General features: G+C 72.9%; 11 protein-coding genes. 3 read left to right on the top strand and 8 right to left on the bottom strand.

What is annotated here, in order from left to right:
- Positions 1-233: 233 nt before the first annotated feature.
- Positions 234-926 (top strand): response regulator transcription factor, encoded by a 693-nt coding sequence (locus tag M3185_RS10755; protein ID WP_251333676.1) that lies wholly within the window; start codon positions 234-236, stop codon positions 924-926.
- 35 nt (positions 927-961) lie between these two features.
- Positions 962-2,353: a sensor histidine kinase gene (locus M3185_RS17395; protein WP_251333675.1), complete on the top strand. Its 1,392-nt coding sequence runs from the start codon at positions 962-964 to the stop codon at positions 2,351-2,353.
- A 25-nt stretch (positions 2,354-2,378) separates the two neighbouring features.
- Here M3185_RS17395 and M3185_RS10745 read toward each other — a convergent pair whose 3' ends face one another.
- Together M3185_RS10745 and M3185_RS10740 are read right to left on the bottom strand one after the other, a co-directional pair.
- Complete coding sequence (locus M3185_RS10745; protein ID WP_251333674.1) at positions 2,379-3,197, bottom strand: GntR family transcriptional regulator; 819 nt, start codon at positions 3,195-3,197, stop codon at positions 2,379-2,381.
- A 263-nt stretch (positions 3,198-3,460) separates the two neighbouring features.
- Positions 3,461-4,324 carry an MSMEG_6728 family protein gene (locus M3185_RS10740; RefSeq protein ID WP_251333673.1) on the bottom strand — a complete coding sequence of 288 codons (864 nt, stop codon included), beginning with the start codon at positions 4,322-4,324 and terminating at the stop codon, positions 3,461-3,463.
- 82 nt (positions 4,325-4,406) lie between these two features.
- On the opposite strand from M3185_RS10740, the gene M3185_RS10735 reads away from it, so the two are divergent.
- Positions 4,407-5,699 (top strand): MFS transporter, encoded by a 1,293-nt coding sequence (locus M3185_RS10735; RefSeq protein ID WP_251333672.1) that lies wholly within the window; start codon positions 4,407-4,409, stop codon positions 5,697-5,699.
- Positions 5,700-5,733: 34 nt separating this feature from the next.
- On the opposite strand, the gene M3185_RS10730 is transcribed toward M3185_RS10735, so the two are convergent.
- From M3185_RS10730 to arsB, 6 genes are all read right to left on the bottom strand, one after another.
- Positions 5,734-7,422 carry a thiamine pyrophosphate-dependent enzyme gene (locus M3185_RS10730; RefSeq protein WP_251333671.1) on the bottom strand — a complete coding sequence of 563 codons (1,689 nt, stop codon included), beginning with the start codon at positions 7,420-7,422 and terminating at the stop codon, positions 5,734-5,736.
- Positions 7,423-7,695: 273 nt separating this feature from the next.
- Entirely contained in the window at positions 7,696-9,111 is a 1,416-nt protein-coding gene (locus tag M3185_RS10725) for a sugar porter family MFS transporter (protein WP_251333670.1), read from the bottom strand.
- A gap of 157 nt (positions 9,112-9,268) precedes the next feature.
- Entirely contained in the window at positions 9,269-10,477 is a 1,209-nt protein-coding gene (locus M3185_RS10720; RefSeq protein WP_251333669.1) for an ROK family transcriptional regulator, read from the bottom strand.
- A gap of 141 nt (positions 10,478-10,618) precedes the next feature.
- Positions 10,619-11,179, bottom strand: a complete 561-nt coding sequence (locus M3185_RS10715; protein WP_251333668.1) for an NAD(P)H-dependent oxidoreductase — start codon at positions 11,177-11,179, stop codon at positions 10,619-10,621.
- A 147-nt stretch (positions 11,180-11,326) separates the two neighbouring features.
- Positions 11,327-11,767, bottom strand: a complete 441-nt coding sequence (locus tag M3185_RS10710) for an arsenate-mycothiol transferase ArsC (protein ID WP_251333667.1) — start codon at positions 11,765-11,767, stop codon at positions 11,327-11,329.
- 52 nt (positions 11,768-11,819) lie between these two features.
- Positions 11,820-12,926 carry an ACR3 family arsenite efflux transporter gene (gene arsB, locus M3185_RS10705; protein ID WP_251333666.1) on the bottom strand — a complete coding sequence of 369 codons (1,107 nt, stop codon included), beginning with the start codon at positions 12,924-12,926 and terminating at the stop codon, positions 11,820-11,822.
- Positions 12,927-13,066 lie beyond the last annotated feature (140 nt).

Genomic DNA, 13,066 nt, shown 5'->3' with positions numbered 1-13,066 from the left:
GCTGTTCCCGAGCGGTCCACACCTGTTAATAATGCTGTGGAGAGCCGTGCGTGCACATCGTTCTCCACAGCTGTGGACAACTTAATGCACCGGGTGGGGAGAAGATCCCCGGGCCGTCCTGTCCCGGCGGGGCGGCGTTCTCAAGAACTTCTCAGCGGCCGTGCGGGACACTGGAGGGAGCTCCGCCGGCCGGGCGGGGCGGCACGGGACGGACACGAGGACGGAGGGCACGGGTGCGGGTGCTGCTGGTCGAGGACGAGGTGGACCTCGCGGAGTCGCTGCGCCGCGGCCTGCGCAACGAGGGGTTCGTGGTCGACGTCGCGCACGACGGGATCACCGGGGCGTGGCTCGCGCGGGAGAACCCCTACGACGTCGTCGTCCTGGACCTCATGCTCCCGGGCAGGAACGGGTACACGATCCTGGAGGAGATGCGCGCCGCCCAGAACTGGACGCCCGTGCTCATGCTCACGGCCAAGGACGGCGAGTACGACCAGACCGACGCGTTCGACCTCGGGGCCGACGACTACCTCACCAAGCCCTTCAGCTTCCTCGTGCTCGTGGCACGGCTGCGGGCGCTGATCCGCCGCGGCGCGCCGGAGCGGCCGGTGGTCCTCACCGCCGGGTCGCTCCAGCTGGACCCCGTGCGCCGCACGGTGACCCGGCGGGGCCAGGCGCTCGAGCTGACCGCCAAGGAGTACGTGATCCTCCAGTTCCTGATCCAGAACAAGGAGAAGGTCGTCTCCAAGCTCGAGATCATGGACAACGCGTGGGACGCCAACTTCGAGGGCTCCGAGAACATCGTGGAGGTCTACGTGGGCTACCTGCGCAAGAAGATCGACGCCCCGTTCGGGCTCTCCACGCTGCAGACGGTCCGGGGGATGGGCTACCGCCTGGTGCCCGACGACCTCCCGGACCCTGCGCCGTGACCGGCCGCCGGCCGCTCCGCATCGCACGGTGGGGCGTGCGGGCGCGGACCACGGCGGCCGCCGCCCTGCTCATCCTGCTCGTGCTGGCGGTGACCGGAGGAGTCCTGCTCGAGGTGCTGGGCCGGTCCGCCGTCACCGCCGCCCACGAGCAGGCCCTCTCGCGGCAGGGCGAGATCCTGCGGGAGTTCGACCTGCCGCGCGACGGCAGCCGCGACACGGGCGTCCCCGCCGTGTACACGAGGGCCGACCTCGGCGAGCTGGCCCAGGTCCTCGGCAGGCCCGGCGTGGTCGTGCAGCTGCAGGACGAGGACGGAGAGGTGGTCGCGGCCTCCCCTCCCGCCGCGCGTGCCCTGGAGCTCCCGGTGCCCGGCATGGCGCCCGGCGAGTCCTACGACTCAGCGCGGGACGACTCCGGGGGGCTCGAGGGCACGGACGAGTTCGTGTATGTCGCATATGGCATGTACGTCAACGACGTGCCGTACGTCATGGTCGTGGCGGTGCCCATGTCCCTGCAGCAGGACGTGCTGCGCGCCGTGGGCCTCTTCCTGCTGCTGGGAGGGCCCCTGCTCGTCCTCCTCGGCGCCGGGCTGATGTGGTTCCTGGTGGGCCGCTCCCTGGCCCCGGTGCGGCGGATCACCGATCAGGTGCGGGGCATCGGCACCGCGCGGCTCGACGAGCGCGTCGACGTGCCGCCGACCCGGGACGAGATCGCGGTGCTCGCGACCACGATGAACGGCATGCTCGACCGGCTGGAGTCCTCCGACCGCGCGCAGCGGCGCTTCGTGGCGGACGCCTCGCACGAGCTGCGCAGCCCGCTGGCCACCCTGACGACCACGATCGACGTCGCCGCGACGGACCCCTCGGGCGCCGCGTGGACGGAGTTCTCGCCGGTCCTGAGGTCGCAGGCCCGGCGGATGGGCCGGCTCGTGGAGGACCTGCTGACCCTCGCGAAGGTCGACGACGCGGGGCTGAGCCTGCGCGTCGCCGACACCGACCTCGACGAGGTCGTCGCCGAGGAGGTCGCCCGGATGCGGCCGGCGGCGCGGCACGAGCTGCGCGTGCACGTGGAGCCGGTGCGCATCCGGGGGGACGCCGCGCGGTTGCAGCAGGTCCTGCGCAACCTGCTCTCCAACGCGGAGCGGCACGCGGCGTCGTGGATCGCGGTGTCGCTGTCCGCGGAGGCGGAGCACGCCGTCGTCACCGTGGACAACGACGGTGACACCATCGCCCCCGCGGACCGCGAGCGGGTCTTCGAGCGGTTCGTGCGCCTCGACGGCTCACGGGCGCGGGACACGGGCGGGTCCGGGCTGGGCCTGGCGATCAGCCGGGAGATCGTCGCCGCCCACGGGGGCACGGTCGCCGCGGCCGAGGACCCCGGCGGACACTGCCGCTTCGTCGTGCGCCTCCCCCTGTCCCCGGAGGACTGAGGAGGGCGGGATGGTCGCGCGGTGGTCAGTAGTCGGCCACGGCGTCGTCGCGCACCTGCTCGGCCAGGGCAGCGACCTGCTGCTCGGGCGTGCCCCGCACGCGCAGCGCCTGGGCGATCAGCAGGGCGGCCGTGTGGAGGAGGTGTTCGCGCATCGCCGCTCCGGCGCCCTCCTCGTCGCGCTCCAGGACGGCGTGGACCAGGGCGTCGTGCTCCCCGGCCACGACGGTCGGCGGGCGCAGGGTCGCATCCGCAACGACCGTCAGGAAGGAGGTGGTGGTGCGCAGCCGCGCCACGAGCTCGGCCGCCTGCCGGTTGCCGGCCAGGTGCAGCAGGAGCCGGTGCAGACCCTCGTCGGCCTCGGTGGAGGCCTCCGCGTCGCCGGTGCGGGCGGTCGCGTGCAGGGTCTCCCACTGGGCTCGGAGCCGGCCCAGCTCCTCGGCCGGGGCGAACCGGGCGGTGCGGCGCGCGGCGGGGACCTCGAGCGCGATGCGCACCGCGAAGATCTGCGCGACGTCGTCGGGGCTGACGTCGACGATCTCGAACCCGCGGTTGCGGTGGAAGCGGATCAGCCCGGCCTCCCCCAGGCGCAGGAGGCCCTCGCGGACCGGGCTGCGGGAGACGTTCATGACGGAGGCCAGCTGCTGGACCGAGTAGAGCCGGCCCGGCTCCATCTCCCCGGCCGTGATGGCCCGGCGCACGGCCGTCATGACCTGCGCGGCGAGAGAGCTGCCCGTCGTCGCGGTCACGGACGGCAGGATCGGTGCAGCGGCCCCGGTGTCGGCGTGCTGCCCGGTGCGGAGCCCCGTGGACAGGGCTGCGCCGGGGGCCCAGGGGGCGGTCATGGGCCGACAGCCCGCTCGGCGGGGCAGCCGGCCGGCCGGCCGGCACCCGGTCCGGGGCGGTCGGTGACCATGACGGTCCCGGTCGCGGGGACGTGGAACCCTCGCATGTGCACCTCCTCGGGGCCGGCGCGGAGAGCGCGCCGGGTGGGTGACATGCTACCCATGGGATACGGCCAGGGATCCCCCATGACGGAGAATTAACCCTTCGGTAACAACGGAGCCTCAGGCGCCGAGGCCGCCGGACCTCCGGACGCTCGCGGCGCTCACGCCTCCCGGTCCTCCCCGGCGGTCGCAGGAGCGCCGGTGGTGCCGACGGACCCGGCGGGAACCGCGAAGAGGGGACGCGGGGACTGCAGCCGTGCCGGTTCCGGGAGCTCGCGGCGCAGCACCCGGTCCACCCGCTCGAGTTCGAGGGAGAACCCGGCGACGGCATGGTGGACGTTCTCGGCGAGCACGGCCCGCTCCACGACCTGCTCGGGGCCGGGGGCCCCGTGGAGCAGCAGCACCGGCTCGCCCTCCCGCAGGTCGTGCTCGATCCGTTCCAGGGCGTGGACCCAGTGGCTCTCCCGGATGCCCTCGGGCACCCGGAAGGGCACGACGACGGCGGCCCCGGCCTCCTCGTGCGCTCCGGGGCCCAGGACCCAGGCGCGGTGGCCGTGCCCCGGTTCCGTGAGGTGAGCGCGGCCCTCCGCCGGCACGGGCCAGACGTAGTCGAGCCCGGCAGGGTCCTCCGGGAACAGCGGGCGGTAGAAGTCCTCGTCCTTACGGAGCAGGTTGGACCGGTGCGAGCGGTGCAGGGCCTCGTCCCCGAGCCACGGGGGCGGCTCGGAGACGCCGTCGTCCGGACTGCGGTCCCACTCCTGCGGGGCGAACTCGCGGATCTGCCACCCGGTGCTGTCGGCGCCGCCGCGGGCGGTCCACTCGTCCACCATCGCCCGTCCGTAGGCCACGAGGGCGGGGACGTGCTGGGACCACATCGCGGTGGCGGGGTGGCGGAACCACCCGTAGCCGGGCACGGTCGCGGCGCGCAGCACCTGGAGGGTCTCCACCCGCTGCTTGCCGAGCCGTCGGCGGTCGAGCACGCGCGCGGAGCGGGCGAAGTCGGGGTACGGGAGGAAGGTCTGCACCTCCCCAGTCTGCTACGGATCGGGCCGCGCCGACCACCGCGCGGCCGCGGAGCCGCGGGAGCCTGCTCCCTAGACTGGTGCCATGCCCCTGCCCCGCGCGCTGGCCCCCTTCCGGCTGGGCCAGTACCGTGTGCTCGCGTCCGCCATGTTCGTGAGCGTCTTCGGCACGGGGATGTGGGCGGTCGCCCTCGTCCAGCAGGTCGTCCGCCTCGGCGGGAGCGCGGTGGACCTTTCCGGGGTGACGGCCGTCGGGGCCCTCGGCATCGTGGCCTTCGTGCTGGTGGGCGGGATCGCCGCGGACCGGCTCCCGCTCGCGGCCGTGCTGCGGGTGGTCGAGGCCGCCAACGCGGTGACCGCCCTGGCCGTGACCGTGCTGTCCCTCACCGGGGTGCTGCGGCTGTGGCACCTGGCCGCGGCGGCGTTCGTGTTCTCCGCGACCCTGGGCTTCTTCTACCCCGCCTACTCGGCCTCCCTGCCCCGGATCCTGCCCGCGCACCAGCTGCTGGCCGCGAACGGCACGGAGGGCACCGCGCGCCCGCTGCTGCAGCAGGCCGCCGGCCCCGCGGTGGCCGGGGTGCTCATCGGGATCTCGGCGCCCGCCGGCGCCGTGGCGCTCATCGCGCTGTGCCACGCGGTGGCGTTCCTGCTGCTGCTGCGGCTGCGCATGCCGGACGAGCCCGCGCGGGACGGGCCTGCGGAGGCCGTGGCCGGGAGGACAGCAGGGGAGGAGACGACCGGGGGGAGGGCCTCGTCCGTGGGAGAGGACCTCATGGAGGGCGTGCGCTACACCCTGCGCACCCCGTGGCTGCTGTGGACGCTCCTGTGGGCGGTGCTCGCGGTCTTCCTGCTGCTCGGCCCGCTGGAGGTCCTGGTGCCCTTCATCGTGCAGGAGCGGCTGGGCGGGGACGCCTCCACCTTCGGCTACCTCCTGGCCTGCTACGGCGGGGCGAGCGCGCTCGCGTCGCTCGCCGTCGCGTCCCTGCCGCTGCCGAGGCGCTACCTCAGCTGGATGATCGGGCTGTGGGGGCTCGGCACGCTGCCCTTCGGGCTCGTGGCCACGACCGACTCCTTCGGGGTCATGGCGCTGTGCCTCGCCGCCGTGGGCGCCGGGGACGGGGCCGGCATGGTGCTGTGGGGCACCCTGCTGCAGCGCCGCGTCCCGCGGCACATGCTCGGGCGGGTCTCGAGCCTCGACTTCTTCGTGTCGATCGCCCTGATGCCGGTCTCGATGGCGCTCGCCGGGCCGGTCGCCCAGGTGGTCCCCCTGCCGGTGATCTTCTGGACGGTGGCCCTCCTGACCCCGCTGCTGGGCCTCGCCGCCCTGTGGGCGGGACGGATGCGCGAAGACGAGCTGGCGCACCCCCTGGCGGGCTGAGCGGCGCCCGGAACGCGGCGAGGGGCGGTCCGGGTCAGTAGGCCTTGACGCGCTGTTCCACGACGAGGTGGATCAGCGCGAAGCGGCCCTTCTCGTCGATGGCCGTCAAGGCCTGTTCGAGGGCGGCGGGGATCTCGGCGTCGTGCTCCACGCGCACCCCGAACCCGCCGAAGGCGGCGGCCATGAGCGCGAAGTCCGGGTTGATCAGCTGGGTGCCCGAGACCCGGTGCGGGTAGTCGCGCTCCTGATGGGTGCGGATCGTGCCGTACTCCTGGTTGTCCATCACGATCACCAAAGGCGTCGCCCCGTACTGGGCGGCGGTGGCCAGCTCCTGGCCGTTCATCAAAAACTCCCCGTCACCGGCGATGGTCACCACCCGACGGCCCGGGAAGCGCAGGGACGCCGCGACGGCCGAGGGCACCGAGTAGCCCATCGAGCCGTTGCGCGCGGAGATCATCGCCGCATACCCCTGGGTGGGGAAGTAGCGGTGGGCCCAGTTGGTGTGCTCCCCAGCGCCGAAGGTCACCATGGCGTCGTGGGGCAGCCCGGCCACGAGGTGGGCCATCAGGGTGTCCATCCGCGCCGGGGCCTCGGCCGGGGTGTCGGCGGTGACCAGCGGGGCGGGGGTGGAGAAGGCCACCTGGGCCGCCCGCAGCCGGTTCGTCCACTCCTTCCAGGTGTCTTTGGCGGGCAGGTCGATGCGCACGAGGTCGCGCACGAACACGTCGGGCTTGGCCACGATCTGGTAGGACACCGCCCCCGAGCGCCCGCGCAGGGACGGGTCGATGGTGACGAGGAAGTTCTTCTTCTGCCAGTCCTGGCGGACCAGGAAGCCGTTGGTGATGACGTCGCCCGGGACGGTGCCCACGAAGACCAGCAGGTCGGTCTCCTCCAGCAGCTGGTGGGTGAAGGCGGGGCGGCCGTAGCCGATCGGTCCCACGTAGGAGTCCGAGTCGAAGGGCACGGTGCCCTCGGTGCGCCACTCGGCCGCGGCCGGCAGGTGGTGCTCCTCCAGCCAGGCGGTGAGCCCTGCGGCGCCCTCGGTCGTCCAGTCGTTGCCGCCGGTGACGAACAACGGCTTGTCGGCCGCCTCCAGGGCATCGCGCAGGGCCTTCCAGTCGTTGACGGTCATCCCGCCGGTGGCCACCGGGATCGGCGGGTGCAGCTTCGCGTCGATCTGAACCTTGATGATGTCCTCGGGCAGGCCCACCACCACGGGTCCGGGACGGCCCGAGGTGGCCGCGAAGAAGGCCTCGGCCACGATCTCGGAGGCGCGTTCGGGGTGGTCGAGGACCATCACGCGCTTGGCCCCGGAGTCGAACCAGGCGTGCGGGTCGAACTCCTGGAACGCCTCGCGGTCGCGGTGCTCGAAGGGGATCAGCCCGACGAACAGCACCATCGGGGTGGAGTCCTGCCAGGAGGTGTGCAACCCGACGTGGGCGTTGGCCGCCCCGGGCCCGCGGGTGACCATGGCCACCCCCGGAACGGGGTTCATCTTCCCGTCGGCCTCGGCCATGTAGGCCGCCCCGCCCTCGTGGCGGCACACCACGGTCTCGATCGGGGAGTTGTGCAGCCCGTCGAGGACGTCCAGGTAGGACTCACCGGGCACCACGTAGGTGCGCTGCACGCCGTGGGCCACGAGCGTGTCCACGATGACGTGGCCCGCCGACTTGCGGTCGGCGGCCTGTGCGGGGGAAGCGGGGTCCGCTGTGATCTGGGTCAACCTGGGGTCCTTTTCGCCGTTGAAAATGAACGCGGAACGTGGGTGCGCGGAACCCGGGCTCAGGTACCGGGTCGTTCGCGGTCCTCCGAAAATACCCGATGCGCCGCGCGTTCTGTGTCGTGACGGTCACGAACGGGTAATCATCCCCTCACCCGGCCCCGAGAGCGCGGTGAGCCGACACCGGCGCCGGCGGGCCGGGACGGGAGCACGGACGACGGCGGGCCCCTCCCGGATGGGGAGGGGCCCGCCGTCTGGGGAGCGTGCGCGGACCGTTCAGTCCGTCATGTCCTCGAGTTCCACGCCGGTGGTCTCGCGGACCATCTTGATCGTGAAGAGCAGCGAGATGAGGGCGAAGAACGCGTACAGCCCGTAGGCGAGACCCAGGGAGGCGGCGGCCAGGGGCGGGAAGGACACGGTGACCACGAAGTTGGCGATCCACTGCACGAACCCGGCCACGGCCAGGGCGGCACCGCGGATCTGGTTCGGGAACATCTCGCCGAGCAGGACCCACATCATGGGGCCCCAGGAGACGCCGAAGAACACCACGAAGAGGTTGGCGGCCACGAGGGCGATCGGGCCGGCGGTGGGGCCGAGCTGCGGTGCGCCGTCGACGACGTTCGCCGTGGCGAAGAGCACGGCCAGGGTGGCCAGGGAGAGGGTCATGCCCGCCGAGCCCACGAGCAGCAGCGGGCGCCGGCCGACGCGGTCGACCAGGGCGATCGCCACGACGGTGACGACGACGTTGGTCACCGAGGTGATCACGGTGATGGTGAACGAGTCCGCCTCGGTGAAGCCGACCGACTGCCACAGCACGTTGGAGTAGTAGAAGATGACGTTGATGCCGACGAACTGCTGCAGGGCGGCGAGGCCGATGCCGACCCACACGATGGGCTTCAGACCTGCCATGCGGCCGCGCAGGTCGGACATCCGCGGCTTGCGCTCGGAGTGGACGGACTGCTGGATCGCCTGGACGCGGTCGTTGGCGGAGACGATCCCCTGGAGGCCGGTCAGCACCTGGCGGGCGTCGTCGGGGCGGCCTGCGAGCACCAGGTACCGGGGGGACTCCGGGATGGCGAAGGCGCCGATGCCGTAGGTCACCGCGGGCACGGCCATCGCCAGGAACATCCAGCGCCAGGCCTCCAGCCCGAGCCAGAGCGTCTCGTCCGCGCCGCCGGCCCAGGCCGCCAGCAGCGCGTCGACCGTGAGCGAGACGAAGATGCCGAGCACGATGCCCAGCTGCTGCAGCGAGCCGAGCCGTCCGCGCACCGCTGCGGGGGCGACCTCGGCGATGTACGCCGGGGCGATCACGGAGGCGACGCCCACGGCGATGCCGCCGACGACGCGCCAGACGATGAACCAGCTCAGGTGGTACGCCAGGCCGCAGCCGAGCGCGCTGAGCAGGAACATCACCGCGGCGATCTTCATGACGGGAACGCGGCCCAGGCGGTCGGCGATCCGCCCGCCGAAGAACGCGCCGACGGCCGCGCCGAGGAGGGCCGAGGCCACGGTGGTGCCGAGCACGGCGGGACCGATGCCGAACTCGGTCCGGAGGGACGCGACGGCGCCGTTGATCACGGCGGAGTCGTAGCCGAAGAGAAAGCCGCCGAAGGCGGCGACGATGCTGATCCGGATGACTGCCGCGGTGTTCGCGTCACCGGCGAGCCGCGAGCTCGAGGCCTTGTTGCTCATCGCACAGCTCCCTTGCTGGTGGAGAGGTCGGCGCGGGACCGGACGTGCCAGGAGCCCGCCGCCCCGGGGGACGGGAGGGCCCGCCGTCGCCGAGGGGTTCTTGTGATGCGCTCAACAGTAAAACTTCGAGGAGGGAATGTCCATTAGTCGAACATTGCTACTGACCCGTCGGTAAGTTCTCCGGTCCGGCCCCCACCGGCAGCTCGGCGCGCTGCAGCGCCACGATCACGGCGCCGGCCACATGGGCCTGGAGGCCGAGCCGGGCGGCCTCGATCCGAAGCTCGCGGACGTTGCCGTGCACCCCGTGGCGGGAGACGGTCTCGCGCAGCGGGCCGAGGAGCAGCTCCCCGGCGCGGGCGATCTCGCCGCCGATCACCACGAGCTCGGGATTGAGGGTGTTGCACAGCGTGGCCACGGTGGGGCCCAGCGTCCGGCCGGTGTCGCCGACGACGCGCCCGCAGGCCACGTCGCCCGCCAGGGCGGCGTCGACGAGGCCCTCCACGGTGAGGTCCGGCCCGTGGGTGCCGGCCAGCAGGCGGGCGACCTCGCCGGAGGAGACGAACGTCTCGAGGCAGCCGCGGTTGCCGCAGCGGCACACCCTGCCGCGCTCGTCGAGGGTCGAGTGCCCGATCTCGCCCGCGGACCCGGTGGCGCCGCGGAAGAGGGAGCCGTTGAGGATCAGCCCGGACCCCACGCCGTGGCCGACCTTGACGTACACCATGTTGCGGGTCCCGCGGCCCGCGCCCCACGCGAGCTCGCCGAGGGCCCCGGCGTTCGCGTCGTTCTCGACGACGACGGGCAGGCCCAGGAGCCGTCCGGACTCCTCGCGCACGTCGATCCCGCCCCAGGCGGGCAGGATCGCGGCGGCGCTGATCAGCCGCCCCTCGAGGTCCACGGGGGCCGGGAGGGTGAGTCCGGCGGCCAGGAGCCCGGAGCGGGGGAGGCCGGCGTCCTCGAGGAGGTCGTCCAGGACGGCGCCCACCAGCTCGAGGCCCTCGGCGAAGCGGTGCCCCGCCGGGAGGTCGTGGCGGCGCTGGGCGAGGATCCGCTGGTTGAGGTCGGCCACGGCGACCGTGAGGTGGCGGTGGCCCACGTCGATGCCCACCACGTGCCCGGCCGAGCCCCGGAAGCTGATGAGCTGGCCCCGGCGGCCCGCGTTGTCCGCCTCCATCGCCAGCAGGCCGGCGCCGATCAGCTCGTGGACGATGTTGGAGACCGTGGACGGGGCCAGGGCGGTGCGCCGGGAGATCTGGGCCTGGGTCAGCCGGCCGTGGCGGCGGACGGTCTCGAGCACCCGGCGCTGGTTCGCGTTGCGCAGGGACGTCTGGGAGCCCGGCTTCAGCCGGGGCCCCGGGGGCACGGACATCGCCGTCCTCTTTCACCGGTGAACGTGGTTGTTGCACCAATTGTAGGTGGCGTTCGGAGGTCGAAGACAAGAGAGAGGACCACGACGTCGCCCCCGCCGCGGGCGCGGCGGGGGCGGGGGCGAGCAGCAGGGAGGGGTCGCTCAGGAGACCGGCTGGAGCTCCTCGGCGGTGCTCAGCGCGGCCAGCACGGCGTGGATGGCGGCGACGATCTCGGGGTCCTCGGCGGGGGGCGTGGCCTCGAAGCGGGCGGCGGCCCCGCCCACGGCGAGCCGGGGCTCCTCGAGCACCCGGGCGCCGGCGATGCCCAGTGCCTTGCGGACCTCCTCCTGGGCCCACACCCCGCCGTACTGGCCGAAGGCGCTGCCGATCACGGCCGCGGGCTTGCCCTTGATCGCGCTGTCGCCGAACGGGCGGGAAAGGACGTCGACCATGTTCTTGATCGTGGCGGGCATGGTGCCGTTGTACTCCGGGGTCACCACGAGCAGGGCGTCCGCGGCGGCGGCGGCGTCCCGCAGCGCCTCGAACGGAGCCGGGCGGGTGCCGTCCACGTCCACGTCCTCGTTGTAGAAGGGCAGGTCGGCGAGGCCCTCGTAGACGACGACGTCGACGTCCTCCGGGGCGACGGCCCGGACGGCCTCGAGGAGCATCTTGTTGGTGGACGCCTGGCGCGGCGAGCCGAGGAACGCGAGGACGGTGGTCATGGCGGGGTTCCCTCCGGTCGGAAAAAGTTGACGTCTCAATAACGGTGTCCGGCGCGGAACCCTTCCCGCTCCCCGTCCGCTGTGGGCGGCATCACTCCCGGACCGCCGGGCTGATCGCGTCCGCGGGGCCGGGTTCACGGGCCGGGTTCACGGGGCCGGGTCGGCGGGGCGGGTGGTGAGCTCGGTGAGCAGGGCCCGGACGCGGGCGTCGATGTCGTCGCGGACCAGGCGCATCCGCTCGATGCCCCCGATGCCGCGGGTGGAGGGCTCGTCGGTGTGCCAGGTCTCGACGGTGCCCGCCATCCCCTCGGCGGGCTCGACCTTCGCCTCGTCGCCCAGCACGACCACCCGGTCGACCCGGCGCAGCAGGTCGGGGTCGACCGGCTTGGGGTGCCCGTGGGACATGTCGGCGCCGACCTCGGCGATCACCTCGGCGGACAGCGCATTGATCGTGCCGCCCGGCGTGGTGCCGGCGGAGTGGACCTCCACGGACCCGTGGGCGTAGTGGTCCATGAGGGCGGCGGCCATCTGGGACTTGCCGCCGTTCTTGGCGCAGACGAACAGGACAGAGGGCTGGGTGTCGCTCAACGGGGACTCCTGGAGGTTCGCGGGAACAGGGGAGGTGCGGGACCGGGTCCGGTCAGCGGGTGGGAACGGTGGCATCACCGGGGAACAGCTTGCGCCCGGCCTCCAGGGACACATAGACCAGGGCCACCAGCACAGGCACCTCGATGAGCGGGCCGACCACCCCGGCCAGGGCCTGCCCGGAGGTGACCCCGAAGGTGCCGATGGCCACGGCGATGGCGAGCTCGAAGTTGTTGCCGGCGGCGGTGAAGGCCACGGTGGTGGACCTCGCGTAGTTCAGGCCCAGGGCGCGGGAGGCGAGCAGGCCGATGCCGAACATGAGGAGGAAGTAGGCCAGCAGCGGCCAGGCGATGCGCACCACGTCCCAGGGGCTGGAGGTGATCGCCTCGCCCTGGAGGGCGAAGAGCAGCACGATCGTGAAGAGCAGCCCGTACAGGGCCCAGGGCCCCAGTCCGGGGAGGAACCTCTGCTCGTACCAGGTGCGGCCCTTGGTCCTCTCCCCGAGCGTGCGGGTGAGGAACCCGGCCACCAGGGGGATGCCCAGGAAGACGAGCACGGAGACGACGATGGACCACGCGGAGAACTCCGCCGACGTCGCCGGCAGGCCCAGCCACCCGGGCAGGACCTGGAGGTAGAACCAGCCCAGCGCGCCGAAGGCGAGCACCTGGAAGACGGAGTTGACCGCCACGAGCACGGCCGCGGCCTCGCGGTCCCCGCAGGCGAGGTCGTTCCAGATCAGCACCATGGCGATGCAGCGGGCCAGGCCCACGATGATCAGCCCGGTGCGGTACTCGGGCAGATCGGGCAGGAGGAGCCAGGCCAGGGCGAACATGAGTGCGGGCCCGACGATCCAGTTCAGCGCCAGGGAGGCGCCCATCAGGCGCCTGTCCCCGGCCACCCGGTGGGTCTCGTCGTAGCGCACCTTCGCCAGCACCGGGTACATCATCACCAGCAGCCCGACGGCGATGGGCAGAGAGACCTCCCCGACCGTCACGGCCTCCAGGGCGGTGTCCAGTCCGGGCACGAGGCGGCCGAGCAGGAGGCCTGCGGCCATGGCGAGCAGGATCCACGCCGGCAGCCAGCGGTCGAGGAAGGACAGGTCCCGGACCGCGCCGGAGGGCGCGGCCGTGCGGGCGGGGGAGGCCGTGGGGGACTGCGTCATGCGGGTGTTCCTCTGCGGGGTCCGGGGCGGAGCGGGAGCGCCGGCGCCGCGCGGTGCGCCACCCCGTGTCCCGGGTGCATCGACGGACGTCGATCCTGGGTCATCCTAGGTGTCACATAGATCACCGTCAATGTATGGTG

It is taken from the genome of Kocuria rosea (genome assembly GCF_023715525.1).
Classification (GTDB): Bacteria; Actinomycetota; Actinomycetes; order Actinomycetales; family Micrococcaceae; genus Kocuria; species Kocuria rosea_A.
The sequence above is the reverse complement of the archived record's forward strand: the minus strand, read 5'-3'. Positions and strand labels throughout refer to the sequence as shown.